The sequence below is a fragment of the Lysinibacillus halotolerans genome (assembly GCF_003711845.1).
Classification (GTDB): domain Bacteria; phylum Bacillota; class Bacilli; order Bacillales_A; family Planococcaceae; genus Ureibacillus; species Ureibacillus halotolerans.
On the sequence record NZ_RHLQ01000010.1, the window covers coordinates 16380 to 43280 of the forward strand.

Sequence of the window (26901 nt, forward strand, 5' to 3'; positions counted from 1 at the left end):
TTAGGTGTGTTATATCTTTAATCTTCCGTAGAATCTTGTTTATCATTTGTTACTTTCGCAATAGAATCTCTCATGGAAGTATCTGCTTGGATATTTTTATAATTCATATAATCCATAATTCCAAAGTTTCCAGAACGTAGAGCTTCTGCCATTGCCATTGGGACTTCTGCTTCTGCTTCTACTACTTTTGCTTTCATTTCTTGAACTTTCGCTACCATTTCTTGTTCTTTTGCTACTGCCATAGCACGACGTTCTTCCGCTTTTGCTTGGGCAATATTTTTATCCGCTTGTGCCTGTTCAATTTGAAGTTCTGCCCCAATATTTTTACCAACATCTACGTCTGCAATATCAATGGATAAAATTTCAAAGGCTGTTCCTGAATCTAACCCTTTTGAAAGTACCGTTTGAGAAATCAAATCAGGATTTTCTAATACTTTTGAGTGGCTTTCAGAACTACCGATTGTCGAAACGATCCCTTCACCGACACGGGCAATAATTGTATCTTCCCCTGCACCACCAACTAAACGGTCCAAGTTTGCTCTTACTGTTATTCTCGCTTTTGCTTTTACTTCAATCCCGTTAATTGCAACACCGGCAATAAATGGTGTTTCAATTACTTTCGGATTTACAGACATTTGTACAGCTTCTAATACGTCACGTCCAGCTAGATCGATAGCGGCACAACGTTCGAAGGATAACTCTATATTTGCCCGTTGAGCTGCGATTAAAGCATTTACAACACGGTCAACATTACCACCAGCTAAATAGTGGGACTCCAATTGGTTAATGGATACGTCTAAACCTGCTTTATGAGCCTTAATTAATGGATTTACAATACGAGCTGGAATTACTCGACGTAATCTCATCCCAATTAATGTAAAGATACTTACTCTTACTCCTGCTGCAATGGCACTAATCCATAGTGCTACTGGAACAAAAGTTAATATGACTGATAATACAATAATAACTACTACAGCGGTAATAATTAAACTAATAGCTGCTGCATCAATAACCATTTTCTTCCACTCCCTTTTCTATTTCTCTCACGACAACTCGTGAACCTTCTACACGCACAACTTCCACTTTCTTTTTTGAATCAACATAATTTCCTTCTGAAACGACATCGATTCGTTCGTTATCAATTATTATTGTTCCTGCAGGTCGAAGAGGTGTCAACGTATATCCGGATCTTCCTAACAGGTCAACACGGTTGATATTGGATACATAGCCTTCCTCTGTCGTCGTTGCGTCTCTTAATATTAATTTATTAAAGACGTGTAAATTTTTCCCAAAGAATTTCATTAATACCACCATTCCTATTATAGCGATAAACATAGCGATTAAAATGGAATACGCCATATGGACCACACTTTCACCTGCAAATAATAAACTGATAATCATCAGTGCGCCACCAATAAGTCCGACTATTCCCCCTGGAATAAACAATTCCGCTGCTAATAAAGCAAAGCCGATGACAAAAATTATGATCGATTCATAGGTTGCGAACCCTGAGGCGATATGTCCAAAGTAAAATAATCCAAAAGAAGATAGGCCGATGAGCCCCGGCACACCAAATCCAGGAGAAAATAATTCCATCGCTAACCCTAGGGCACCAATCGATAATAAAAAGGTCACAACAATAGGATTAGTCAAAAAATTTAAAAGCTTGTCAGAAAACGTTGTCTGTCCTACTTCCCCTTCATTTTCGGTTTGGACAAATTCTGAAAAATCATTGGCTGTTTCAGTTATTAAAGCACTTTCCTTTGTATCGCTAGTTACAACACCACTGTTCAATGAAACTATTTCTTCTCCATTGGCACTAACTGACAAGTTGAAGGAAAGAAACGTTAATGATATTAACAATAATGCCATGAAACAACTGCCTTTTATTATTTTCCCCATATCTACCCTCCTTACTTAGATGGGCTGTTCCTGATAGTTAATTCTACGGTTATATCGTCAAAAAGTTTCAAAAATCGAATGGTTTTTCTCATTTATTTTCATTGTACACGAATCGACTATCCAATTCTTAATTATTCTATTGTTATTCTATAAAAAAATGTACATCTAGTTTTACTAAAAAGGGCAAGAAAATGTAAAATACCCTAGTATTTGAAAGTTCAAATACTAGGGTATATCATTTTTTTCCTTAGTGAATCATAAATTGCGTGTTATGAACGTAGGGATTGTCTAGGAAATTACCACTTACGTTTACGTGCAGCTTCTGATTTCTTTTTACGTTTTACGCTCGGTTTTTCATAAAATTCGCGTTTTCTTACTTCTTGAATAGTACCACTTTTAGATACAGTACGTTTGAAGCGGCGAAGAGCATCTTCAAGCGATTCGTTTTTTCTAACGACAGTTTTTGACATCTCTCTTTCCCTCCCTCCGAACACACGTCAATACACAAACTACTATAGCAACTTGTGTACTAAAAAATTATATCGTATTGTCTAGCGACAGTCAATAGTAAGTATTCGAATTAATAGTTAGAATCGGAAATTAATCCATTCATTATCGCAACACCTGAACTTGCACCAATTCTTGTTGCTCCAGCTTCAATCATTTTTTGCATATCTTCAAGACTTCTTACCCCACCTGAAGCTTTTACACCGATTTCTGGTCCAACAGTTTTTCTCATTAATGCTACATCTTCAACAGTTGCTCCTCCCGTTGAAAAACCTGTAGATGTTTTTACGAAATCTGCGCCTGCTTCTACAGAAAGTTCACATGCTTTCATTTTCTCTTCATCAGTTAACAAACATGATTCAATAATTACTTTTACTAAAGTACCATTTGCTGCGTCTACGACAGCTTTAATGTCGTCTCGAACTAAATTGTAATTGCCGTCTTTTAATGCGCCAATATTAATAACCATATCAATTTCTTGGGCACCATTTTCAATTGCATTTTTTGTTTCAAAAGCTTTCACTTCTGAAGTTGTTGCTCCTAATGGAAAACCGATAACAGTACAAACTTTTACATTTGTACCTGATAAAAGTTGTGCGCTGTAATGAACCCACGTCGGATTTACGCAAACAGAGGCAAATTCATATTTTTTTGCTTCTTCACATAATTTTTCGATTTGATTTTTTGTAGTTTCAGCTTTTAACAATGTATGATCAATCATTGAAGCGTAATTTTGTGTCATAAAAATTACTCCTTTTCCTTAAGTTGTCCGTACCTCTCCCATCATACCATTAACGGCAATAACTTGTGAAATGTCAGATATTTTCAAAAATAATTTAGATGTTTACTTCAAATTAGTATCCCCAAAACAACACATTTCTTTTTACATAAAAAACGGCAAAACTCATTACAAGTTTTACCGTTTTCCTTTATTGTACTTGTTCTTCTAATACACGTACAAATTGACCTTCACAATATGGGTAGCCAGCTTTCGTAATCTTCACTTTTACAAGTTTTCCGATCATCGATTCATTACCTTCAAAGACAACACGTAAATAATTGTCTGTATACCCTACAAATAAGTTTTCTTCGTTTGATTCTTTATATTGTTCTTCAGGGATAATTTCTAATACTTCTCCTTCAAAGCGAGAAGCATACTCTTTTGCTAATTGATCGTTTAATGTAAGTAAACGGTGCACTCGTTCATTTTTCACTTCTTCATCGATTTGATCTTCCATTCTTGCAGCAGGTGTACCTGTACGTTTAGAGAACGGGAAGACGTGAAGCTCGGCAAATTTATGTTTAGCAATAAAGTTATACGTCTCCATAAATTCTTCCTCAGTTTCTCCAGGGAAACCAACGATAACGTCAGAAGTGATCGCTAAATCCGGTAACGCATCATTTAAACGTTCAAGCCGTTCTGCAAAGAAATCCATTGTATATTTCCGACGCATTCGTTTTAAAACGGTATCTGAACCCGATTGAATTGGAATGTGCAAATGTCGAACAACGATATTTGAATTTTTCAATACTTCAATCACTTCATCCGTTAATTGAGAAGCTTCAATGGAAGAAATTCGTAAACGTTTTAATCCTTTTACATTTGCTTCAAGGTCACGAAGTAATTGTGCTAAGTTATAATCTTTAAAGTCTTGTCCATATCCACCAGTATGAATACCAGTAAGAACAATTTCAAGATAACCAGCATCTACTAGCTGTTGTGCTTGGCGAATTACTTCTTGAGGATCCCGGGAACGCATTAAACCACGAGCCCATGGAATAATACAGAACGTACAGAAATTGTTACATCCTTCTTGAATTTTAAGGGAAGCACGGGTACGGTCTGTAAAATAAGGAACGTCTAACTCCTCATAAACACGGTTTTTCATTATATTTCCAACCGCATTAATTGGTTTACGTTCTTGTTTGTATTGTTCGATATAACCAAGCATCTTTTGACGATCTTGTGTTCCGACAACAATATCTACACCTGGGATTGCCATAATTTCTGCAGGTGATGTTTGAGCATAGCAACCCGTTACACAAATTACTGCATCAGGATTTTGACGGACAGCACGACGAATCACTTGGCGAGATTTTTTATCTCCTGTATTTGTTACTGTACATGTATTGATGACATAAACGTCTGCTTGATGTTCAAATTCAGTACGTTCATATCCTTGTTCTTTAAAAAGCTGCCAGATTGCTTCTGTTTCGTAATGGTTTACTTTACAGCCTAATGTATGAAAAGCCACCGTTGACAAGGCTAGTACACCTCTTTCATTCAAATTCATAGGAAATGGCAGATAGCGCATATAATGGTGCGGTTTCTGCACGCAATATTCTAGGTCCAAGAGACATTGTCTCAGCTCCAGCATCTAATAAACTTTGTGCCTCATTTCTTGAAATGCCACCTTCAGGACCGAAAATTAATAAAATAGACTTCAATTCATTATCATACACTTTTTTCAGCTTATCCGCAAATCTCGTACGCACTTCCTTTTTAGCATCTTCTTCATCCGCTATAAATACGACATCATAGTTCGAAAGTGTACGAATTAATTGTTTAAAGGAAATCGGGTTGGATATAGTCGGAACATGATTTCGATGGGATTGTTCCGCAGCTTCCTGAGCAATTTTTTGAAGTCTTTCGGTTTTCTTCTCACCCTTCTTTTCATCCCACTTTACAATGGAACGTTCCGCACTAAAGGGAATTAAAGCATACATTCCTAATTCCGTTCCCTTTTGAGCTATAAACTCTAACTTATCCCCTTTCGGTAATCCACACGCGATATGTACTTGAATAGGCATTTCAGAAGAGGGGATTGTTTCACCGGTTTGTTTTACAACAATTTCTTGCCCAACAGATAAAATTTCACAAATATATGCTATGTTATTCGAAACAACAACAATTCGATCTCCAGTAGTCATACGCATCACTTTAGAAATATGACGGGCATTTTCACCAGTAATCGTTATCTCTTTTTCTTGGTTAAAAGGTTCATCTAAAAAATAACGTTGCATTTCATCACACCTCCTAGATAAATGGAAAACTTCTTGTAAAATGATAAGGAGTTGACCCTTTATGGGACAACTCCTCCTTATTATGGTCTTCTTGCAATAATTGCAACCCAGTCTTCCATCATTAATACTTCTTCGATGATAAAACCTGATTTTTCTAGAGCTGATTTTACGCTATCTTTTTTCGCACTGATAATCCCCGATGTAACGTATAATCCCCCTGGTTTAACAATAGAGAAAACATCGTCAGTAAATGTCATAATAATTTCAGCAAGGATATTTGCCACCACAACATCCGCTTGTTCTGTTACAGTATCTAGCAAATTACCATGAAACACCTTTGCAACATGTTGTACATTATTCAGTTTGATATTTTCCCGTGCTGATTTTACCGCTATCTCGTCTAAATCAAGGGCATGGACGTTTTTAGCACCGAGCAATGCAGCAGCAATGGAAAGAACACCCGATCCTGTTCCAACATCAATGACTGTATCCCCTTTATTAACCACTTTTTCTAAAGCCTGTAGACACATAACAGTAGTAGGGTGAGTCCCTGTACCGAAGGCCATACCTGGATCAAGTTCTATGATGAGTTCATCCGTACTAACCGGTGTATAATCTTCCCATGTAGGAACAATAGTAAAGCGCTCAGAAATTTTTACTGGGTGGTAATATTGTTTCCAAGCTGTTGCCCAATCTTCTTCATTCACTTCAGAAATCGTGAAAATATTTTCCCCAAGGTTAATATCAAAATTAATAAGATTCGAGATTGCAAGCTTTATTTCTTCAACAGTTTCCGCCAAAAAACTAGAGGCTGGTAAATAAGCTTTGACTACTACTCCACTTACTGGAAAATCTTTTGGATTTAAATCATAAATTTCTCCAAATTGATCTACCCTTTCTTTTTTCACTTCTGTTGAATCTTCTATGACAACACCACTCGCGCCTGCTTCATGAAAAATATTTGAAATCGCTTCAACCGCTTCGTTTGTTGTTAAAACCGACAATTCTGTCCATTTCACTTGCAATCAGCTCCTCCTATAAATTTTAGTAAGTTGGGCTTTTCTTAATAAAGTCAAGCGTCCAACGTAATGGACGCATTGATTTTATTCGCCTTTAAATGTTTTTTTTATTTTATCGAATAAAGAACTACCTTGTTCTTCTGGTATATCGCCACTAATTTCAGCAAAATCACGCAACAATTGCTTTTGTTTTTCCGTTAATTTTGTTGGTGTCATGACTTTCACGATGACATATTGGTGGCCAGTTCCATAACCATGGACGTTTTTAACACCTTTATCTTTAATTCGGAATTGAGCTCCCGATTGAGTTCCAGCTGGAATTTTTAATTTTACTTTCCCATGAATTGTAGGAACTTCGATTTCATCTCCTAAAGCCGCTTGAGGGAAAGTTAATTTTAATTCGTAGTAAATATCATCGCCATCCCGTTCAAAATATGGATGGTTTTTCACATTAAATACAATATATAAATCCCCTGCTGGTCCACCATTTATACCTGGTTCTCCTTGACCTGATACGCGTAATTGTTGACCATCATCAACTCCGGCAGGGATTGTAACTTTGATTTTTTTACGTTTTTGAACTGTTCCAGCTCCATGACAAGATGAACATTTATCTGTAATAATTTTACCTGTTCCACGACATGTGCTACATGTACGACGGTTAACCATACGTCCAAATGGCGTATCAACTGCTTGATTTACTTCACCGGAACCATTACATGTTGAACATGTTTTTGGACTTGTACCTGGTTTTGCCCCAGATCCATGACATGTATCACAAGTTTCTTCTTTTGGAATTTCAATTTCTGTTTGCTTACCGAATACAGCATCTTCAAAGGAAATGTTCATACGGTATTGTAGATCATCCCCTTTTCTTGGTGCATTCGGATCAGACCGACGGCTTCCTCCACCGAAAAATGAACTGAAAATATCTTCAAAGCCACCGAATCCGGAACCACCGAATCCGCCAAATCCTCCTTGACTTGGACCGTCATGACCAAATTGGTCATATTGGGCGCGTTTCGAATCATCACTTAACACTTCATACGCTTCAGCTATTTCTTTAAATTTTTCATCAGCACCTGCTTCTTTATTTAAATCAGGGTGATACTGTTTAGAAAGTTTGCGATACGCTTTCTTGATTTCATCTTTGCTAGCGCTTTTACTTACACCAAGCACTTCATAATAATCGCGTTTACTCATCGGTCACACTCCGCTCTTTTACATAACGTATATTGTAACATGTTCAAAATATACTGTATATGAAGTTTGTTTTTATTATTGACATCTATTTGCAATGAAAAAGTCAAAGTCCATTTTCAGGCTTTGACTTTTTCTTGTTCCCATCTATCTTATCATCTGAAAATTATTTATCGTCTTTTACTTCTTCAAAGTCAGCATCTACAACGCCGTCGTCTTTTTTACCAGCATCTGCTCCTGCTTCACCTTGTGCCGCTTGAGCCGCTGCTGCTGCTTGTTCATAGACTTTCATTACTAAAGGTTGTAAAACGCCTTCTAATTTTTCTTTCGACGATTTAATTCCTTCGATTTCACCAGCTTCTAATGCTTTTTTCAATTCCTCTTTTGCATCTTCAACTGATTTTTTCTCGTCTTCTGTAATTTGTTCCCCAAGATCCGAAATAGTTTTATCCACTTGGAACACTAATTGGTCTGCTTCATTGCGAAGTTCTGCTTCTTCTTTACGTTTTGCATCAGCTTCAGCATTTGCTTCAGCATCTTTTACCATACGTTCGATTTCTTCATCAGATAAACCTGAATCGGATTGAATTACAATTGTTTGCTCTTTTTGAGTACCTAAATCTTTTGCTTTAACTGAAACGATACCGTTTTTATCAATATCAAATGTTACTTCGATTTGAGGTACACCACGTGGTGCTGGTGGGATATCAGCTAATTGGAAACGTCCTAAAGTTTTGTTATCAGCAGCCATTGGACGTTCACCTTGTAACACATGGATATCTACAGCTGGTTGGTTATCAGCAGCTGTTGAGAAAACTTGTGATTTTGAAGTTGGGATTGTTGTGTTGCGTTCGATTAATTTTGTAAATACGCCACCCATTGTTTCAATACCAAGAGAAAGCGGAGTTACGTCAAGTAAAACGATATCTTTTACATCACCCGTTAATACGCCACCTTGAACTGCAGCACCCATTGCGACAACTTCGTCTGGGTTTACACCTTTATGTGGCTCTTGACCAGTTTCACGTTTAACTGCCTCTTGAACTGCTGGAATACGAGTAGAACCACCAACTAAAATTACTTTATCTAAATCTGATGCGCTTAAGCCAGCATCTTTAAGAGCTTGACGAGTTGGGATAATTGTACGTTCTACTAAATCACGCGTAATTTCATCGAATTTTGCACGAGTTAAGTTTACTTCTAAGTGAAGTGGACCTTCAGCTCCTGCTGTAATGAATGGTAATGAAATTTGAGTAGATGTAACACCAGATAAATCTTTTTTCGCTTTTTCAGCCGCATCTTTTAAACGTTGCATAGCCATTTTATCTTTCGATAAATCAATACCATTTTCTTTTTTAAATTCGTCAACTAAGTAATCAATTACTTTTTGGTCGAAGTCATCTCCACCAAGTTTGTTATCCCCAGCAGTAGCAAGTACTTCGAATACGCCATCCCCTAATTCAAGGATTGATACGTCGAATGTACCACCACCAAGGTCAAATACTAGAATTTTTTGATCTTGATCTTGTTTATCTAAACCGTATGCTAGGGCTGCTGCTGTTGGTTCGTTAATAATACGTTCTACTTCAAGACCAGCAATTTTACCAGCATCTTTTGTTGCTTGACGTTGAGCGTCGTTGAAGTAAGCTGGAACAGTAATTACAGCTTTCGTTACTTTTTCACCTAAGTATTCTTCAGCATATCCTTTTAAGTATTGTAAAATCATTGCTGATACTTCTTGAGGAGTATATTCTTTATCTTCAATTGTTACTTTTTCAGAAGTACCCATTTTTGATTTAATAGACAAAATTGTGTTAGGGTTTGTAATTGATTGGCGTTTTGCCACTTCCCCAACTTGACGTTCACCATTTTTAAATGAAACAGCAGAAGGAGTTGTACGGTTACCTTCTGGATTTGGAATTACCTTTGGTTCCCCACCTTCTAATACTGCTACACAAGAGTTTGTTGTCCCTAAGTCAATACCAATAATTTTGCTCATATTAAATTTTGCCTCCTATTATTTAAAACACCATTTGTGCTCTTTCTAAATTAAATACGTTTATTATTCATTTACTGAAACCATTGATGGTCTTAATACACGATCTTTTAATTTATATCCTTTTTGAAGTTCGCGTATAACAATGCCAGATTCTTTTTCAGAATCATTTTCTTGCATGACTGCTTGATGTACCGTTGGATCGAAAGCTTCCCCTTCAGCAGGGATGACTTCTAATCCTTCCTGTTTTGCAGCTTCGATAAATGTTTTATAGACCATTTCAATGCCTTTATATAAAGAAACTGCATCATCGGAGCTCACTTCCACTTGTAACGCCCGTTCAAGATTATCTAGAACCGGTAATAAGTCAGTCAGTAATTTTTGAGCTCGATATTTTTCAGAAGCTTCTCTATCAAGTTGATTACGGCGACGCATATTATCAAAATCCGCACGTAAACGTAAGAAACGATTTTCTTCTTCTTGAAGTTTCGTTTCCAATTCCGCAATTTTTAAATTTAATTGCTCTTCAACGGTTAGTTCCGTTTGTTGCTCATTTTCCGTGTTATTCGTTACTTCTTCATTTGTTTGTTCTGTTACTTCTTCTGTTACTTCTTGTTGTTTGTTTTCTGTCGTTTCAGACACAACGAATCCTCCTTATAACCCATTAGTCGATTTATTTGAGAGCACACGAGAAAGTCCACTTCGCATCACATCTAATAAAGAAACAGCACGTTGATAATCCATACGTGTTGGTCCAATAATCGCAATGGAACCTTCTTGCTCTTTGCCAACGGAATATGTGGCTGTAATAACACTTAGATCATCCATCGCCAAATGATTATTTTCAGAACCAATTCGAATATGGATTCCTCTGTCACCTGGATGGAATAGGGAGATCACTTGACTCTCTTTTTCCATCATCTCCATTAAGGCGCGAACTTTATTTAAATCGTGAAACTCGGGTTGATTTAACATATTTGTTTTTCCGCCAAAATAAATTTTCCCTTCATTTTGCGCGAAAGCAACATTTTTTAAAGATTGGATAATAGAATCTGCTGTTCTTACATGCTGCCTTAGTACTTCAAAGGTTTCTAATTCAAGTCGACTTTGCAGTTCGAGCAATGAAACACCCACTAAACGTTCGTTTAAAATGTTAACTGTTTTTTCTATATCTACAGGAATAAATCCTTGAGGGAGAGTAATGGTGCGATTTTCCACGTGTCCATTATCTGTCACAATAATCGCAACAGCTGTTTGCTCAGTCAAAGGAACAATTTGGAATCGTTTCACACGATGTTTGCTTACATTTGGTCCAAGTAAAATCGTTGTATAGGATGTTAAATCAGACAATATATTGGCAGATTCACGAATTACTTGTTCCATCTCTACAATTTGATTTTTAAAAATAGATTGAACTAACCCAATTTCTCTTTCAGACATTGAAATAGGCTGTAACAAATGGTCCACATAATATCGATACCCTTTTTCAGAAGGTACACGTCCAGAAGAAGTATGTGTTTTTTCTAAAAACCCTAATTCCTCTAAATCAGCCATCTCATTTCGGATAGTTGCAGGGCTATAAGTGATCCATTCTTTCTTCGAAATTTGGCGTGACCCTACTGGTTGAGCTGAATTAACAAAATCATCAACGATTACTTGCAAAATTTGTAATTGTCGATTTGTTAACATAGTCATCACCTCTGTTAGCACTCATTAACTTAGAGTGCTAATACTATATTTAAATTATCAAATCTCTCAAATGATGTCAACGGAATCGCTTTAATCTTCCAATAAAAAACGTTGAAAAACTTCATTGCCGACAAAACGACCTTTATGGCTTAACTTCACACCTTTTTCATCTTCGAGCAATAAGTCTTCGATTTTTAGTTGTTCAATTGTGTTCCCATAAAGTTTTTTCATCGATACACCGAATTTTTTCTCAAATTGTTCAAAGGAAACACCCTCATTTTTTCGTAATCCTAAAAACATTTGCTCTTCACATTTTTCTTCAAAAGATACTTTATGTTCCCGGAGGAGCGGTTGTTCATTATTTTGGATTGTTTCAATATATTTCTTTATTGGGGCATAATTCGAATAACGGATTCCTCGCAAATAACCATGGGCTCCAGCTCCGAAACCAGCATACTCATCATTATCCCAATAAATTTTATTATGTGTTGAAATATGGCCATCCATAGCAAAATTGCTTATTTCATATTGTTCCTTTTGTTTTTCAGCCATCTTCTTCATTAATAATTCATACATATCTGCTTCCGAATCTTCAGTAGGTAAGCTTAATTTCCCTTTTGCATACTGGATATAAAAAATCGTTTTTGGTTCAACAATTAAAGAATAGGCTGAATAGTGAGGAAGATCCAATTCCAATGCCTTCATTAAAGTATCTTCCCATTGTTCCATCGTCTGACCTGGTAAACCATACATTAAATCAATACTCATATTATCGAAACCAATCTTCTTTGCCAGTTCAATCGTTTCATATACATGCTCATTCGTATGGGTACGTCCTAATTTTTTCAATAGTTGTTGATCAAAGGATTGTACGCCCATACTTAATCGATTTACTCCACCGTTTATTAATGCTTCCAGCTTATCCTCTGTTAATTCATCAGGATTTGCTTCGGAACTAAATTCGATTAGTTGATCCGTCGGGAGTATAGAATTGATATGATGTAATAGCCTAGTAATTTGTTTTGCTGATAATGCGGTAGGCGTTCCACCGCCAAGGTAGACCGTTTCAATTTCTTGAAATTGTTCCGGTGATTTGCGGACAGCCATTTCAATTTCTTTTCCAACAGCTTCTATATATTCATCAACTGGTTGATTTTTAAAAAATACTTTGTTGAAATCACAGTAATTACAAATTTGATGACAGAAAGGAATATGTATGTAGACACCTCGCGCCATTAAAATCCCTTCTTTCTAATGAAAAATATCCATTTCTCTCTATTGTACCCTTTCAATATAAAATTTCAATTTTACAGTTCAAAAACATTTTAATTTAATAAAAAAAGGACCCGTAAAAACAGGTCCATGAAAATTATATTGTAACTTCAATTTGTTTATTATGTAGATTATAAAATAAATCGATTAGGGAATAAGATGTTATATTTGATGCGAAGTCAGTTACCTCTTCTTTAGACTTAAAAGTAACTGCACCGACTTCCCTTACAATCTCATATTTTTCTTGTTGTAAGTTAATTAAGTATATTCTGACGACAGGATTGTACGGACGGGCTTGCTCCAAATTATCACCGGCTAATAAAATACCATTTAGCTGCTGATCATTTATAATTGTGTTCAACACTTCTAAGCCATCTAATTCAAACCATTCTGGAATTTCTACTTGCCCCATATTACTCATCTTTACTACATCTCCTTCGCTGTTTTATCAAATGAAGAAAATCAAATCATGTAAATATCAACTTTTAGCAAAGTTTAGTTCTAAGCTTGGTTTTTATAGATAAATTGTACTATAGCGAATTTATTTCATAAAGAGCAAAATGAAACGATTTTTTTCAGTCCATTTCACGTTATTCTTTATATGTTGCAATAAAAAACAGGTCAACTTCCAAAAAGAAAGCTTAACCTGCTAAAAACCTATATTAGTAAGACTTTTCTGTATACAATTCTATCTATTTTGTATCCAATATTTTTTTCTTACCTTCCAATTTTATTATCGACTATTGCACTAGTTCAATTACTGTTTTTCCAAATAATATATTTAATAGCGTAAATTGGTCTAAATAATGCCACTTCATCCTACGAAATGCTTTAAATTATACCGAACTAATTTTTTTCAGAAAAAGTAGATTAAGAGAGAGTATTCATCTACTAAATCCTTTAAATTATAATGTTTAGCAATACATCGTATTAATAGATCTTTCAATTCAATTGACCCGAAGCTGAAAACTATCGACAAGGAGAGATTAAAGATTGAAAGTTATTGATGTTGCGAAAAAGTTAGAAAAGATGATTGCTGTCTATTTCAATGGTAATAATTATGTTATGAATGGTTTAGAACTTTCGAGGGAGGACTCTAAAATCATAGCCTTTTCTTTAATCCACGCATATCAACTAACCGAATGGATCATTCATAATAAAACGGGTAAATAATCAAATATCCTTTACACTTTAACAAGTAACATCAAATAAAAGACATAGCAAATCTTCAATAATAGAAGACCGCTATGTCCTTTCATTCATTGATGGCAAAAGCAGATGCTGTTGTAATTATAAACAGTAGTAATCCCCACCGCTCATATTTCAATAACGTTAAAACACAACCTTTTGAAACGTTAGATGATTATTTTTTATTATTGTCATCCATTTTCAATACAGCCATAAATGCTTCTTGAGGCACTTCTACAGAACCGACTTGCTTCATACGTTTTTTACCTTCTTTTTGTTTATCAAGAAGTTTACGTTTACGTGAAATATCTCCACCATAACATTTTGCAAGAACGTTTTTCCGCATCGCTTTAATAGTAGAACGGGCAATAATTTTTTGACCAATGGCAGCTTGTACAGGTACTTCAAATTGTTGACGAGGAATTAATTCTTTTAATTTTTCAACAATCACTTTTCCGCGCTCATAGGCAAAGTCCCGATGTACGATGAAACTTAGTGCATCCACTTGCTCACCATTTAGTAGAATATCCATTTTTACTAACTTCGAAGGTTTATATCCAATCAGCTCATAGTCAAAGGACGCATAACCTTTTGTATTTGATTTTAAATAATCAAAGAAGTCATACACAATTTCGGATAATGGAATTTCATATTGGATACTTACACGGGTAGTATCAAGATAGTCCATCCCAATAAACGTACCGCGCTTCATTTGACATAATTCCATTACTGCCCCTACATAATCATTTGGCACCATAATCGTCGCCTTAACATATGGTTCTTCCACATGGTCAATTTTTTGTGGATCCGGCATCATCGAAGGGTTGTCCACTTTTACAGAACTTCCATCCGTTAAAGTAACATCATAAATAACAGAAGGAGCTGTTGTAATTAAATCAATATTAAATTCTCGTTCTAATCTTTCTTGCACAATTTCCATATGCAATAGTCCTAAAAAACCACAACGGAAACCAAAACCTAAAGCTTGAGAAGTTTCTGGTTCAAATTGTAATGCCGAGTCATTTAACTCTAATTTTTCAAGGGCCTCACGTAAATCATTATATTTCGCAGTATCAATCGGATATAGACCACAATATACCATCGGATTTAATTTACGATACCCTGGCAGCGGTTCACTAGCTGGATTCGTCACAGAAGTAATTGTATCCCCTACTCTTGTATCTCCTACCGATTTAATCGAAGCTGTTAAATAACCTACATCACCAACTGTTAATTCAGCTACTGGCGTAATCTTCGGAGTATGTACACCTACTTCAACAACTTCAAATTCAGCTCCTGTAGCCATCATACGGATTTTATCTCCTGGTTTAACTGTGCCATTAACAATTCGAATGGAGGTCACTACGCCTTTGTATGCATCGTATAAAGAGTCAAAGATTAAAGCTTGTAATGGAGCATCCGGATCTCCTGTAGGTGCAGGAACTTTTTCCACGATTTGCTCTAGTAAATCATCAATCCCAATTCCCGCTTTTGCAGATGCCAACACAGCCTCGGATGCATCAAGTCCAATTACATCCTCAACTTCTCCTCGTACACGCTCAGGATCTGCTGCAGGTAAATCAATTTTATTAATAACTGGGAGAATCTCTAAGTCATTATCTAAAGCTAAATAAACGTTTGCTAACGTTTGAGCTTCAATACCTTGTGCAGCATCGACAACTAGTATAGCTCCTTCACACGCAGCAAGACTACGGGAAACTTCATAGGTAAAATCGACGTGTCCTGGCGTATCAATAAGATGGAATGTATACGTTTCTCCATTCTTCGCTAAATATTTTAATTGGACTGCATTTAATTTGATCGTAATACCTCTTTCACGTTCTAAATCCATCGAGTCCAATAGCTGTGCCTTCATTTCACGGGCAGTTAATGCTTTTGTTTTTTCTAAAATTCGGTCTGCTAATGTAGATTTACCGTGATCGATATGGGCAATGATAGAAAAATTTCGTATGTTTTCTTGTCGTTTTAAACGTTCTTCTCGATTCATGTCGTGTTCACTCCTAATCAAATACGCCTCCCGCGTATATTCTGCCGTTAAATGCAGAATGGTCAAAGATTCACTTTGTACCGAAAAGGTACCTGTATCGAATCTTAGACAAACGCTGGAGGCTTTAACCTTTATCAGTACGGATTCATACTGAAAAATTGGTAACCCGCTTTGAATTACCTCTATTTACAATTCCTTCGAAAAAAGGCTAAACTAACTTGAATTATAGCAGTGACACAACACCTTTAGCAATCATGTAGTGAGAAAAAACGTAATTATCCGTCTGCACAATTGACAAACTAGGCACTTTCTTCTTGTTTTACATACGATTTAGCAATGGCTTGAGCAAGAACAGCAACAGTGCGATAGACTTCATCTTCCGTATTATCAATTCCACCAATTTCAATTAATAAAAGATTTTCTGCTAAATCTTGGTTGTACACGCCATCCACTCCTGCACCAGATTTTTTTATCGTCCCTCTTGAAATATTTGGAACAATTTGATTCATCGTCTGACTTAAAGTGTTGGCATAAGATAAATTCGTTTTATAATTTGGATTTTCAGCACCGATTACAAAGGCGATCTTTGCATATCCAACCTTATTATGGGTTATCGTCGATTTGTCATGGGCAGTTGCATCCCGATGTACATCTAAAATAAGGTCATACTGTGTTTTTTCTAGTTCCTTACTAATGTAAGGTCGTACAGTATCATATGCGGAAGAAAATGCTGAACCATTTTTCTTCATGACCGACATCACGTCTACATCAAGGGTTTTAGCATTTAAACCGTTTAATTTAAAATAATCTTCCATCACCTTTGACATGGAAAATAAATTACTTTTGTCATCATAAACGGCGACGGTTCCTCTTTCATTTTCAACAAACGGCTTATATGTTTCGTGAGAATGCGTAAACACAAACAATACATCAAAAGGATCGACTGGCATTGACACATCTGTAGCAGTTACTTCTGTTGCTGTTACTCCTTCAGAACTTACTTCCGATGAGTTAACTTCCGTTGACGCATAGACTACTTTCTTTTCTTCAGCTAAAGAAGGCTCGTATTTTTCATTGTTGGGAAAAGGCAATAGTCCTGTAATAATTGGCAACATAAAAAAGAAGACTAGAAAAACTGATAGTACTTTTAATCTTTTTAACATGACATCCTCTCCTTCCACTACGATATGGAGGGAGAGGTCATTTTAGAACTATTTGATTTTATGTTCCATCCAATTAAAGAGACATTTACTAATTAAAATCGAATATTTCGTAATCCAAACATCTACTTCCTTTGGCGTTACAATTAGTCTCTCAGGATGGGATGCGAATGCTTCCTCAAAAAGTTGTAGTCGATCATTTGTTGACCATGTCGACCATTCACCAAATATCGGTTTAATAAGATTTAAATCGACTCTATCGTTGGATTCCGGTGTCCATGAAGTAACAGATAATTTTCCAGATGGTTTTCCCCTTTCTTCTATTTTCGCAGCGATAGAACGAAATACACTATCGATGGCATCTGCAATAATCACTGTCGCATCAACGACTGTCGGAACACCGATTGCTGTAACAGGTACACCCATTACTTCCTTCGATACTTCTGTACGCTGATTCCCTACACCAGAACCAGGGTGAATTCCGGTATTTGTAATTTGAATTGTTTTACATAATCGGGAACTTCCCCTTGTTGCTAAAGCATCGATTACTAAAACTAAAGAAGGTTTAATTTTCTCCGTTAACGCAAGGATGAAATCACTCGTTTCAAAGCCTGTTTGTCCTGTTACTCCCGGCGCATACATAATAAAATGATCACTCGGGTTTTCAGACTGCTCATTTTGCATCGCATCAATTGCAAAAGGTCCAACGGCGTCTGGTGTGATCGTTTTGTTTCCTAAACCGATTACAAGAACTTTACTATCTTTCGTTAATTTTATATCTTTATGGATGTCGTCGAGATATTTGGTAAATGCTTTTTCTAGTTGTTCAAACCCATTATTATCATCTACCGTCAAAGTCGGAACGGAGAGTGTAATATATTTCCCTTCTTTTTTTCCGATTTGTTCTTCCCCATTTTTATCTACTAAAACTTTTGTAACTTTTACACGTCCTTCATTAAACTCATCTATCGAAACACCGCTAGAATGGGCTATTTTTTCCTTTTGGTTTTTCGTCTGATGCTCAACTACTTCTTGGGATTCATCAATTAAGTCCGTTCTACTCCAATTTACTTCTATCATTTTTATCACCTCATTTTCTATGTTGGACAAACTGTCAAGTAAATATTCTTTGCATTTATCTATTGCAATTATACGCGTCGTTTGGTAGAATGATTTTTGTTGTATTGACAAATGAAAACAGTGAGAAGATGACTCATCTCGTACCTTATTTAGGAGGTGAAAGATATGCCAAACATTAAATCTGCGATTAAACGAGTTAAAACTGCTGAAAAAGCAAACATTGCTAACTCTCAAGCAAAATCTGCAATGCGTACTACAATTAAAAAAGCTGAATTAGCATTAGCTAACAATGCTGAAAACGCTAAAGAATTACTAGTAGCTGCTAACAAAGCTCTTGATACAGCTGCTTCTAAAGGTCTTATCCATAAAAACGCTGCAGCTCGTAAAAAATCACGTTTAGCTAAAAAAGCTAACTAATTGATGAACTATTAAGAGGTTTTCCTTATCATTTCTTTATATGATGTGAGGAAAATCTCTTTTTCATTGCACAAAAAAACTATCCAAAAGACCCAAGTCCTGGATAGTTCGTTTATTAATATAAGAATAAGTATTTGAAGTAATCTTCCCAAGTAAACGTTGTTAACAGTTCTTTATCCGGCCATTCAGTTGGAAAAGGGAAAAAACTTCGGCTATATAATTTTCTTTCCTTATCATTTAAAATGACTGTACCATCTTCAATAGAACTTGTAAAAACGGTCGTTCCATGATCATGAAACTCTAAATGCACAGGTGACAGATTAATTTTCCCCTCTTCATCCAATATATAAACAAATTCACCAATACTTGAGTTTGACGTGTTGTCCGTATGCACCCATTCTTTCTTCAATCGATGAGCATTTAATGCTTCGTCAATTATAATTTTAGCCTTTGTCAAACTCGCAATCGGCTTATTAATAATTTGTTCATCTAGATCAATCCGTAATTCATAGGCAGTTGGTTGCGGAAGCTTTACGACCTTCTCCATTTCTTTATACCAGATCGATTTAATAGCAGGGATATTTTGTTTTTCTACTACAACACCTAGTAATTCTTTTTCCCCTTCTGCTGCTAATTCCAGTTCTTCTGCTCCTCCAGCTTGCCCAATGTTCTCTCCAACAAGTAACGGATCTAATTCTACATTTTGGTTTTCGTTTATTTGTTGCCATTCCTTTTCTGAAAGATAGGTTAATAGATTTTTATCATTAGGATAGAGTATAAACGTAACCGAACCATTTTCCTCAATCACATCACCTATCATCCCATCAACAGGACTAGATAACACATTAGATACAGTTAGTTCGTTCATTTGTTCATCAATGATATCAATGTTTCTTTGAACTTCAGCAATACGACTTTCTACGATTGCAATTGCTTCGATAGGTGATTCTTTCAAGATTTGCGTTTCAATAGTAAAAGTGAACTCATCACCGATTTCTTCGGTATCAAAATTTGAAGTAGGCTCATCTAAAAACTCTTCAACTTCTAATTTAGCAACAATCTCTTCTAAAGTTATTAACTCCCTCTCATAGGCCATTCTTTCGGCCTCCATTTTTTTTCGTTCCTTGGCTGCTTCTTCTGTTTTATAAGCGGCTATTTCTTCATCCATTAAAATTTTTTGACCAGGTTGGACGGATATTTGGGATAAAGCTTCTGCATTTGCTGTAATATGAATTTCTTCTTTCGGAACAATAAGAGCATCTTTTTCTATATACGCCCTTTCTGTATTTGAAGTGGCACGCTCATATTCAGAAATATAATAGGATCGACTTATCTGACTATCTTCACTAAATACAAGTCGAATATTCAAAATGAGAAAGGACAAAAAAAGTCCATAACCAATGATCCACCAAATTTTCACCTTCCGCATTATAGACCTACCACCTTTAATAGATAGTCTTTTATCGGTATTACACTAATAGCTGCAGTAATAAGGGCGAAGAAAAGTTGAACAATCATAATTTTCGTTAATAATATCCCTTTGCTTTCCTCTTCCCATTTAGAAAGAAATACGTATTGAATCACAACGGTTGCAACGGTTGCAACCGTTATTTGATTTAAAAAATATATAACAAAACTATCATTCACTAAATAGGATGTAATAGGCCCTAAGGATAAAAAGGATAAAGGTGTCGTATACCCCACCATAACAAATACTATAAATAGAATCACTTTCTCTATTAAAATACTAGCAATAACGAATAATTGAATCTTTGATATTGAACGAAATGGAAAGTCTGTTAATACATATAAACAAAAGGAAATAATATAATAATGAAAAAGGAAAAATAACATTCCTTCAATCGCTGCTCCTAATGTAGACAAATATCGACTTACCACAAATTCTTCATACATATTTGAAACGGAAAAATAGGTTAGACCTTCCGTCCCCATCCCCCAAAGGTCTCTTACTATGTAAAACATGATCATGAAGAAAAACAATATAAAAAATTTAATACGATACCCTTTTATTAGATAACCTTGATCTGCGTTATCTAATGCAAAGGCTAATTTACTAGGATTGAATAGTGAATGCCAAAATCTAAATTGATAGTCCATGTCTATTCCTTTCAATATAACGTTTATATTTTTTGGTTAAATTGAAACTTAATAGATTAAATATAACAGATTTTGTAAATGGAGTTAAATGGATAACTAATTATAAATTGGAAAATGCTCCATATGGTTTATAGCGCTTTTAGTAAAAACATTTCCAAATACCTCTCACGATTCCCACTGATGGATTTCAATTGTAAATCAATTTCAGCTAATTTATTTAATGCTTTGAGTAGCCTTTCTTCACTTGGCCGATCCCGATTTTCCAACATTAGCTTTACCCGATAAGGGTGAATTTTCAGCTGCTTTGAAATTTGATTTGGATGATATCCTTTTTTCTGTAAAAAATAAACGTTATTCATTGTACGAATATTTGACGCAAGGAGCCCGACAAGTTTAATCGGTTCTTCCTTTTGACGCAGTAAATCATGGTAAATATGCAGGGCTTCTGCACTATTATGAGACAAATAGGCATTTAACATTTTAAATGCATCATGCTCCAACGTTTTTGCAACAAGTTCTTCTACTAGATGAACGGATATTTGCTGTTCTTCACCTAAATACAACGATATTTTTTCAATTTCAATTTGCAATTGCAGCATATTTGCTCCAACCATTTCAATTAACTTATCCACCGCTTCATCAGTAATACTTTTTTCAAATGCTTTAACTTCATTCCGAACCCAGACAGCCAGATCATTTTCTTTCGGTGTTTCGGCATGTAGCATAATACTTTTTTCTTTCATAGCTTTTGTAATTTTTTTACGTTCGTCTAGCTTTTCATACGGTGCAATAAAAACGGTGATACAAAAATCCGATGGATGGGCTAACCAATTTTCCAACCTTTTTAAATCATGTTCTATTTTTTCTTTCCCTTTTTCCGATGCTTTTAAAAAAGATGCGTTTTTCGCAATCACTAATTTTTTTTCTGAAAAAAATGGGAATGTATCTGCTTCATCAATGACTAAATCAACAGGCGATTCTTCTAAATCAAATGTGATGATCTCCGCCTCTTCATTTTTATTCAAAGATTGTTTCAATCTTTTAATCGTTTCATCAACGAAATAAGTTTCTTCTCCGAAAATACAATAAATAGGAGCGATTTGCCCATTTTGCATTTCTTTCCAAATTTTCGTAAACATATTGAAATCCTCCTAATACTTTACCTACTAATAAGTATACACGTTTTTTATTTTCTAGCATCTATGTATAAAATGTGGCAAACAATGAAAGGTTAATAAAGAGAAAAGGTTTTATTCGATATAGATTTTTGTATAATCTTCACTTATAATTGAGTTTGAGTAGGAGGGATAGGTATGTCATCACATGATGAGAACGTTGTAACACACAATCCTTTTGAAGGCAAAAACGGCGCTTCAATGCGAAATCAAGCTATTGATGCTGGCGTTGGATTTGGTGTTTCTTTCGTATTCTTTGCACTTATGTTTATTATTGCAACAATTATTGATGTAGCAGCATAATCGCTGAAAGAAAAAAGGGAGATCTCTATTTTGAGATTTCCCTTTTTTCTTTATTTGACGTGACGATTTCCATATTGGAATCAGAAATTGTCACTTCAATTGTCCCCACTTCACTTGTCGTAAGTGTTGTTAAATCATATGCATCAAACCGCTCCACTACTTCTTGGTGCGGATGTCCATAACGATTATTTTCTCCAGCACTAAATATCGTTAAGCTTGGCTGTAGTTTTCCAATAAACTCTTCGCTACTTGATGTTTTACTACCGTGATGTCCCGCTTTTAAAACATCAATTTTAGATAAATCGGGATATTCCTTTACAATTATCTGTTCTCCTTCTTTCTCCAAATCACCTGTAAATAAAGCATCAAACTGATTCATTGACATATATAGAACTAGTGAATCATTATTTCCTTCGTAAGTTGTTTCTTTCGGCCATAAGTAAGTAAAGGTTATATCATCCACTTTCCAAGATCGATTTGATATTTGTTCGATGATAGGAATCTTTCTACTCTCCGCTTCCATTAGGAGCTCGTTCATTACCTTTTCTTTATACGAACTTGGAGTAATATGTATCTCCTTTACTTCGATCTCTTGTAAAACTTCTTCTGCTCCTTCAACATGATCACTATCAGCATGGGTTAAAATTAATTTATCAATCTTCGTGATACCTTTTCCTTTTAAATAAGGGACTACAACATCCCTTCCGATTTCATAAGAACGATTACTTTTTTTCCATTGTTCTTGTTCAAATCGTAATAAACCACCTGTATCTATCATATATACTTGTTTTCTATATGGTAATTCGATGACGACACAATCCCCTTGTCCTACATTTATAAAGGATATTTTTAATTCATTTGATAGCTTCCCACTAAAATGAATTATCAATGCAGGAATAAATAAAACAATCAGGATTATGGACCAATTTCTTTGGCTATCTAATAAATAAAAAACGATAAACACACTAATAAAAGCTACTAATATGAGAATTATCGTTGGTTTACCTGGATTCCACATTTGGTGTGGAATGGATTGTAAAAAATCAATGATTGTTGTAAGAAATAGCCGAACCGGCTCATAACCATGAAATAAAAAGGATGATAGATTGAACGGAAAATAAGAAACGAAGAGAAGCACGATATTAATCGGTAAAATAATAAATGAAAATAAAGGAACAAAAAATATATTCACAATAAAGGAAGATAAGCTTATTTCATAAAAATGGAAAAGCAATAGAGGATAAACAAGTAATTGACAAACAAAAGTAATGAAAAAAGATTGAATAATCCATGAAGAAAACCGGTTAATCAAAGGGCCAGAATAAATTAAACTAGCCGTAGCTAAATAGGATAATTGGAACCCTACTTGATATATGACCCAAGGTTCGAGCCATACAAATAAAATAAAACTAATTGCCAAGCAATCGTCTACCGATAATTTATTGCCCTTTATTCGACTTATCATCATTATTTCAACAATAGTGATAGCACGCCAAACTGAAGGCGCTCCGCCGGCAAGAATCCCATAGATTGGTAAAACAATCATTAATACAATTGTAGCAAGCTCCCTTCTCACCTTTAAACGCAATAACCCTTGAAAGAAAATGAAGGATACAATGGCAATATGGAGACCAGAAATGGCAAACAGATGGGTAATACCGAGTGTTTGATATGCCCTTGACGTCTCTTCATCGACATTTTCTTGTAAACCAATTAAAAGGGCTTGAGCTTCTCCAACTAAAGAGTGGGGAAAAGTTTCTTCAATATGTTGTTTTAAGTGAAATCGTTGTAAACTAATTTTACGTGAGATGGAATCTTGTATGCCTATAAACTGCCATTCCGATATTTCAACTATACCTATAGCTCCTTTACTTTTTAAATAACGTTTCATATCGAAGGCATAATCATGATTAGGCTTTGAAGGTTCTACTAACTTGCCATCCACTCTAAATTCCATACCGACTAATGGGGTTTGTTGGAAATTTATTTTTTCGTTTTCTGATTTTATTTCATACTTTACATAAATAGTTCTACCTTTGCGATCTTTCATAAAACCGCGCAATACATTCCCTTTTATCGTATATTCATCGGTCCATGTTAAAACTTCAGGAAGTTGAAGTGGTTCATTTAAACGTTTTATCTCATGAATAAAGGAAAAATAAGAAATAGTTCCGACAATTAGAACTCCCACCACATGTCCTATTGCTATTTTTTTATAAGTTAGAAAACCACTTATGAGTAATAAAATAAATAAAAGCCTTACCGATTCGAAAGCTGCAAGGGTAGCAACGAGAACCGATAAGGCATAGAAAATCCAGTTATGCTTGAACGACATCAAATAATTCTTTCACCTTCTCTTCAAAAGGCTTTATTTCCTCTTCTGAAGCACCTAAATCCCTCAATTTATGTAGCATGTCAACTGCTAATTGTAATTTGCTTTTTTGTAAAAAGTCTATTTTTGCTTCATCAAAAGGAATGTGTGCAACATTTACATTGGCTTTTTCAAATAACTCTAACGCATATTCATTATTTTTATAATCCTTAGCGTAGTATACATTTTTTATACCTGCTTGAATGATTGTTTTTGAGCACGGTAAACAAGGAAAATGGGTTACATAAATATCTGCACCGTTCGTTGGTGTTCCATATTTTGCGCACTGCAATAATGCGTTTGTTTCGGCATGGATTGTCCGAACACAATGGTTGTCCACGACGTAACACCCTTTCTCTATACAATGTTCATCGCCTGAGATTGAACCATTATAACCGCCTGCAATAATTCTTTTCTCCCTTACAATCGTTGCCCCAACCGCTAATCTACTACATGTACTTCTAAGGGCTAACAAATGGCTTTGTGCCATAAAAAATTGATCCCAAGTAATTCGCTCCATATGATTACCTCCAAACTATCTTACTTTAGTTTAGATGTTCACACTCGTTTGTGCAATGTCATAAATGTTGAAATGTTTATTTTATATCAATTAAATCCATTAACTTTTCGAACGTTTTATCTCCAATACCAGAGACATTTTTTAATTCATCAATCGATTCAAAGGGACCATTTTCTTCTCGATAACTAATAATCGCCTGGGCTTTGGACGGTCCTATGCCTGGAAGGGTCGTTAATGTAGCTTCATCCGCATTATTAATATTCACTTTATCATTTGTGTTCCCACTATTTTGGGATGGGACACTTGTTGCAATCCCGCCTGACAAACTATTTTCTATAACTTCACCTATTTTAGGAACAAAGATGACCATTTCATCTTGTAGCTTTTGGGCATGGTTAATTGCCTTCGTTTCCGCCTCTTCTGTGTAGCCACCCGCTAGCTCAATTGCATCAATAACCCGATTTTCCATCGTAAGTTCATAGACACCTGGATATTTTACAGCACCTTTTACATCTACTAAAATCTTTTCTGTTTTAAGTTCTTCTTCAGTAATTTCTTTCTCTTTTGCCTTATCTTTTATTTGTTGTTGCTCATTACTATTGAATTGTTCAGTTTGTTCTTGTGGAATCGTTGAAATCGTATAGGATTCTTTCGTAGAATCTTCTTGTTGAAGGAATAAATAAAGGAGAACGATAACGACAATACCGGGGAACAGCATTGTCTTTCCATATTTCTTTAATACTTTCTGGAATATAAAAAACACCTCTTCTCCAGAAGGTAATCATATGGAGTATAACAATAATATACATAAATTACCTTCTGTTGAAAAGATGTTTTCTTTATTTCATTGCACGTATAAAAATTCGTTCACTTTCCTCTGAAGGACTTTGTTGTGACCAATCAGCTGTAACTGAAACTTCCGAAAAGCCGACTTCTTTTAACCATTTAACATACATTTCCCATGGATAAGTTCGTTGGAAATGTTCCTCATCGAAGCGCTCATATAAACCACTGTTCTCATCTTTCACGAAAAACGTCATTTGATGATATACAGAATGGTCAAACTCACCTTGTTCGGTATACCAAAGATACATAATTTCTCCATCATCATACGTAAAAGGACTTTCCATAAAAATAAAATCCATTTTATAAAGGGAGTGAACATCAAAAAATAATTGTCCACCATCCCGAAGTTGTGTATAAATTCGTTTGAACGTTTCTAAACAAGCATCTTGTTCCACTAAATAATTAATGGAATCAATCGGAATCGTTACGACATCCAGTTCAGAAAAACCATCTAGTTCATCCATTGACATCGCAAATAACGGGATATCTACCCCTTCAGAATCAAACCGTTCTTGGGCAACCGATAACATCTCTTCTGACAAATCAATGCCACTGACCTTATACCCTGCTTGATGAAATAGTAAGGAGAGTGTCCCTGTTCCACAAGCGACATCCAACAACTTTGGATATTTATCGCTTGGAGCAAAGGTTTGTATCCAATGAACATATTGATCATAGGGAATGTCTTCCATTAGCTGATTATAAACGGATGCAAAACGACTATAACTGTTCGTCATCACTCAGCAGCCGGCATATCTAATTGAGGAGCATCTCCCCATAATCGTTCTAAATTATAAAATGCTCGTTCATCTTTATGGAAAATATGCACTACAACATCCCCAAGGTCCACTAAAATCCAACGCGCAGAGTCAAACCCTTCGATACGTTTAATTTCATAACCATTTTCTTGGGCCTTTTCTTGAACTTCTCGTGCAATAGCTTGTGCTTGTCGATCTGAATTACCGTTACAAATTAAAAAGTAATCAGCTAACAAAGAAATATTTTGCATATTTAATACAACAATATCCTCTGCTCTTTTATCATCTAATGCTTTATATACAATTTGTAATAAAGATTCTGTCATTCTCCACTTTTCCTCTCTTTAT

Annotated in this window: 27 protein-coding genes; 3 read left to right on the forward strand and 24 right to left on the reverse strand. The window is 35.4% G+C overall.

What is annotated here, in order from left to right; all coding sequences use genetic code 11:
* Nucleotides 1-17 precede the first annotated feature (17 nt).
* The 13 genes from floA to EC501_RS05855 form a co-directional block, all read right to left on the reverse strand.
* On the reverse strand, nt 18-1016 hold the full coding sequence (gene floA / locus EC501_RS05795) for a flotillin-like protein FloA (RefSeq protein ID WP_122971349.1): 999 nt from the start codon (nt 1014-1016) through the stop codon (nt 18-20).
* Entirely contained in the window at nt 1006-1902 is an 897-nt protein-coding gene (locus EC501_RS05800; protein ID WP_122971350.1) for an NfeD family protein, read from the reverse strand. Before EC501_RS05800 ends, floA begins: the two co-directional genes overlap by 11 nt.
* Nucleotides 1903-2198: 296 nt before the next feature.
* Nucleotides 2199-2372: a 30S ribosomal protein S21 gene (gene rpsU, locus EC501_RS05805; RefSeq protein ID WP_004227078.1), complete on the reverse strand. Its 174-nt coding sequence runs from the start codon at nt 2370-2372 to the stop codon at nt 2199-2201.
* Nucleotides 2373-2482: 110 nt separating this feature from the next.
* Nucleotides 2483-3151 (reverse strand): deoxyribose-phosphate aldolase, encoded by a 669-nt coding sequence (gene deoC / locus EC501_RS05810; protein WP_122971351.1) that lies wholly within the window; start codon nt 3149-3151, stop codon nt 2483-2485.
* Nucleotides 3152-3338: 187 nt separating this feature from the next.
* Entirely contained in the window at nt 3339-4673 is a 1335-nt protein-coding gene (gene mtaB, locus EC501_RS05815) for a tRNA (N(6)-L-threonylcarbamoyladenosine(37)-C(2))-methylthiotransferase MtaB (RefSeq protein ID WP_122971352.1), read from the reverse strand.
* A 16-nt stretch (nt 4674-4689) separates the two neighbouring features.
* Complete coding sequence (locus tag EC501_RS05820) at nt 4690-5433, reverse strand: 16S rRNA (uracil(1498)-N(3))-methyltransferase (protein WP_122971353.1); 744 nt, start codon at nt 5431-5433, stop codon at nt 4690-4692.
* 80 nt (nt 5434-5513) lie between these two features.
* The gene (prmA, locus tag EC501_RS05825; RefSeq protein ID WP_122971416.1) at nt 5514-6452 is read right to left on the reverse strand and encodes a 50S ribosomal protein L11 methyltransferase; all 939 of its coding nucleotides are present in this window, start codon (nt 6450-6452) and stop codon (nt 5514-5516) included.
* An 84-nt stretch (nt 6453-6536) separates the two neighbouring features.
* A complete protein-coding gene (dnaJ, locus tag EC501_RS05830) occupies nt 6537-7655 on the reverse strand; it encodes a molecular chaperone DnaJ (protein WP_122971354.1) in 1119 nt (372 codons plus the stop codon).
* 163 nt (nt 7656-7818) lie between these two features.
* A complete protein-coding gene (gene dnaK, locus EC501_RS05835) occupies nt 7819-9651 on the reverse strand; it encodes a molecular chaperone DnaK (RefSeq protein ID WP_122971355.1) in 1833 nt (610 codons plus the stop codon).
* A gap of 63 nt (nt 9652-9714) precedes the next feature.
* Nucleotides 9715-10290: a nucleotide exchange factor GrpE gene (gene grpE / locus EC501_RS05840; protein WP_122971356.1), complete on the reverse strand. Its 576-nt coding sequence runs from the start codon at nt 10288-10290 to the stop codon at nt 9715-9717.
* A 12-nt stretch (nt 10291-10302) separates the two neighbouring features.
* Nucleotides 10303-11337, reverse strand: coding sequence for a heat-inducible transcriptional repressor HrcA (hrcA, locus tag EC501_RS05845; RefSeq protein WP_122971357.1), 1035 nt, complete (start codon nt 11335-11337; stop codon nt 10303-10305).
* A gap of 90 nt (nt 11338-11427) precedes the next feature.
* Complete coding sequence (gene hemW / locus EC501_RS05850; RefSeq protein WP_122971358.1) at nt 11428-12573, reverse strand: radical SAM family heme chaperone HemW; 1146 nt, start codon at nt 12571-12573, stop codon at nt 11428-11430.
* Nucleotides 12574-12706: 133 nt separating this feature from the next.
* Nucleotides 12707-13030 carry a hypothetical protein gene (locus EC501_RS05855; protein WP_122971359.1) on the reverse strand — a complete coding sequence of 108 codons (324 nt, stop codon included), beginning with the start codon at nt 13028-13030 and terminating at the stop codon, nt 12707-12709.
* Between the two features lie 572 nt (nt 13031-13602).
* Here EC501_RS05855 and EC501_RS05860 point away from each other — a divergent pair.
* On the forward strand, nt 13603-13782 hold the full coding sequence (locus EC501_RS05860) for a hypothetical protein (RefSeq protein ID WP_122971360.1): 180 nt from the start codon (nt 13603-13605) through the stop codon (nt 13780-13782).
* A 190-nt stretch (nt 13783-13972) separates the two neighbouring features.
* Here the strand turns inward: EC501_RS05860 and lepA are convergent, their stop codons facing one another.
* The 3 genes from lepA to gpr all read right to left on the reverse strand — a co-directional run bounded on the left by lepA (nt 13973) and on the right by gpr (nt 18045).
* Nucleotides 13973-15805 (reverse strand): translation elongation factor 4, encoded by a 1833-nt coding sequence (gene lepA, locus EC501_RS05865; protein WP_122971361.1) that lies wholly within the window; start codon nt 15803-15805, stop codon nt 13973-13975.
* Between the two features lie 299 nt (nt 15806-16104).
* Nucleotides 16105-16968 (reverse strand): stage II sporulation protein P, encoded by an 864-nt coding sequence (gene spoIIP / locus EC501_RS05870; protein WP_122971362.1) that lies wholly within the window; start codon nt 16966-16968, stop codon nt 16105-16107.
* A 48-nt stretch (nt 16969-17016) separates the two neighbouring features.
* On the reverse strand, nt 17017-18045 hold the full coding sequence (gene gpr / locus EC501_RS05875; RefSeq protein ID WP_122971363.1) for a GPR endopeptidase: 1029 nt from the start codon (nt 18043-18045) through the stop codon (nt 17017-17019).
* A 165-nt stretch (nt 18046-18210) separates the two neighbouring features.
* Between gpr and rpsT the strand changes: the two genes are divergently transcribed.
* On the forward strand, nt 18211-18462 hold the full coding sequence (gene rpsT / locus EC501_RS05880; protein WP_122971364.1) for a 30S ribosomal protein S20: 252 nt from the start codon (nt 18211-18213) through the stop codon (nt 18460-18462).
* A 115-nt stretch (nt 18463-18577) separates the two neighbouring features.
* On the opposite strand, the gene EC501_RS05885 is transcribed toward rpsT, so the two are convergent.
* The 3 genes from EC501_RS05885 to holA form a co-directional block, all read right to left on the reverse strand.
* Nucleotides 18578-19891 (reverse strand): hypothetical protein, encoded by a 1314-nt coding sequence (locus EC501_RS05885; protein ID WP_122971365.1) that lies wholly within the window; start codon nt 19889-19891, stop codon nt 18578-18580.
* Nucleotides 19891-20580, reverse strand: coding sequence for a hypothetical protein (locus EC501_RS05890; RefSeq protein ID WP_148037801.1), 690 nt, complete (start codon nt 20578-20580; stop codon nt 19891-19893). The genes EC501_RS05885 and EC501_RS05890 overlap by 1 nt, the downstream gene beginning before the upstream one ends.
* A gap of 128 nt (nt 20581-20708) precedes the next feature.
* Nucleotides 20709-21719, reverse strand: a complete 1011-nt coding sequence (gene holA / locus EC501_RS05895; protein ID WP_122971367.1) for a DNA polymerase III subunit delta — start codon at nt 21717-21719, stop codon at nt 20709-20711.
* Nucleotides 21720-21893: 174 nt separating this feature from the next.
* Between holA and EC501_RS05900 the strand changes: the two genes are divergently transcribed.
* A complete protein-coding gene (locus EC501_RS05900) occupies nt 21894-22058 on the forward strand; it encodes a YqzM family protein (protein WP_122971368.1) in 165 nt (54 codons plus the stop codon).
* Between the two features lie 25 nt (nt 22059-22083).
* Here EC501_RS05900 and EC501_RS05905 read toward each other — a convergent pair whose 3' ends face one another.
* From EC501_RS05905 to rsfS, 5 genes are all read right to left on the reverse strand, one after another.
* Complete coding sequence (locus EC501_RS05905) at nt 22084-24393, reverse strand: DNA internalization-related competence protein ComEC/Rec2 (protein WP_122971369.1); 2310 nt, start codon at nt 24391-24393, stop codon at nt 22084-22086.
* Nucleotides 24377-24949, reverse strand: coding sequence for a ComE operon protein 2 (locus tag EC501_RS05910; protein WP_122971370.1), 573 nt, complete (start codon nt 24947-24949; stop codon nt 24377-24379). The genes EC501_RS05905 and EC501_RS05910 overlap by 17 nt, the downstream gene beginning before the upstream one ends.
* A gap of 76 nt (nt 24950-25025) precedes the next feature.
* Nucleotides 25026-25712 carry a helix-hairpin-helix domain-containing protein gene (locus EC501_RS05915; RefSeq protein WP_338322888.1) on the reverse strand — a complete coding sequence of 229 codons (687 nt, stop codon included), beginning with the start codon at nt 25710-25712 and terminating at the stop codon, nt 25026-25028.
* Between the two features lie 76 nt (nt 25713-25788).
* A complete protein-coding gene (locus EC501_RS05920; RefSeq protein WP_122971371.1) occupies nt 25789-26532 on the reverse strand; it encodes a class I SAM-dependent DNA methyltransferase in 744 nt (247 codons plus the stop codon).
* Complete coding sequence (gene rsfS / locus EC501_RS05925) at nt 26532-26879, reverse strand: ribosome silencing factor (RefSeq protein WP_122971372.1); 348 nt, start codon at nt 26877-26879, stop codon at nt 26532-26534. The genes EC501_RS05920 and rsfS overlap by 1 nt, the downstream gene beginning before the upstream one ends.
* Between the last annotated feature and the right edge of the window lie 22 nt (nt 26880-26901).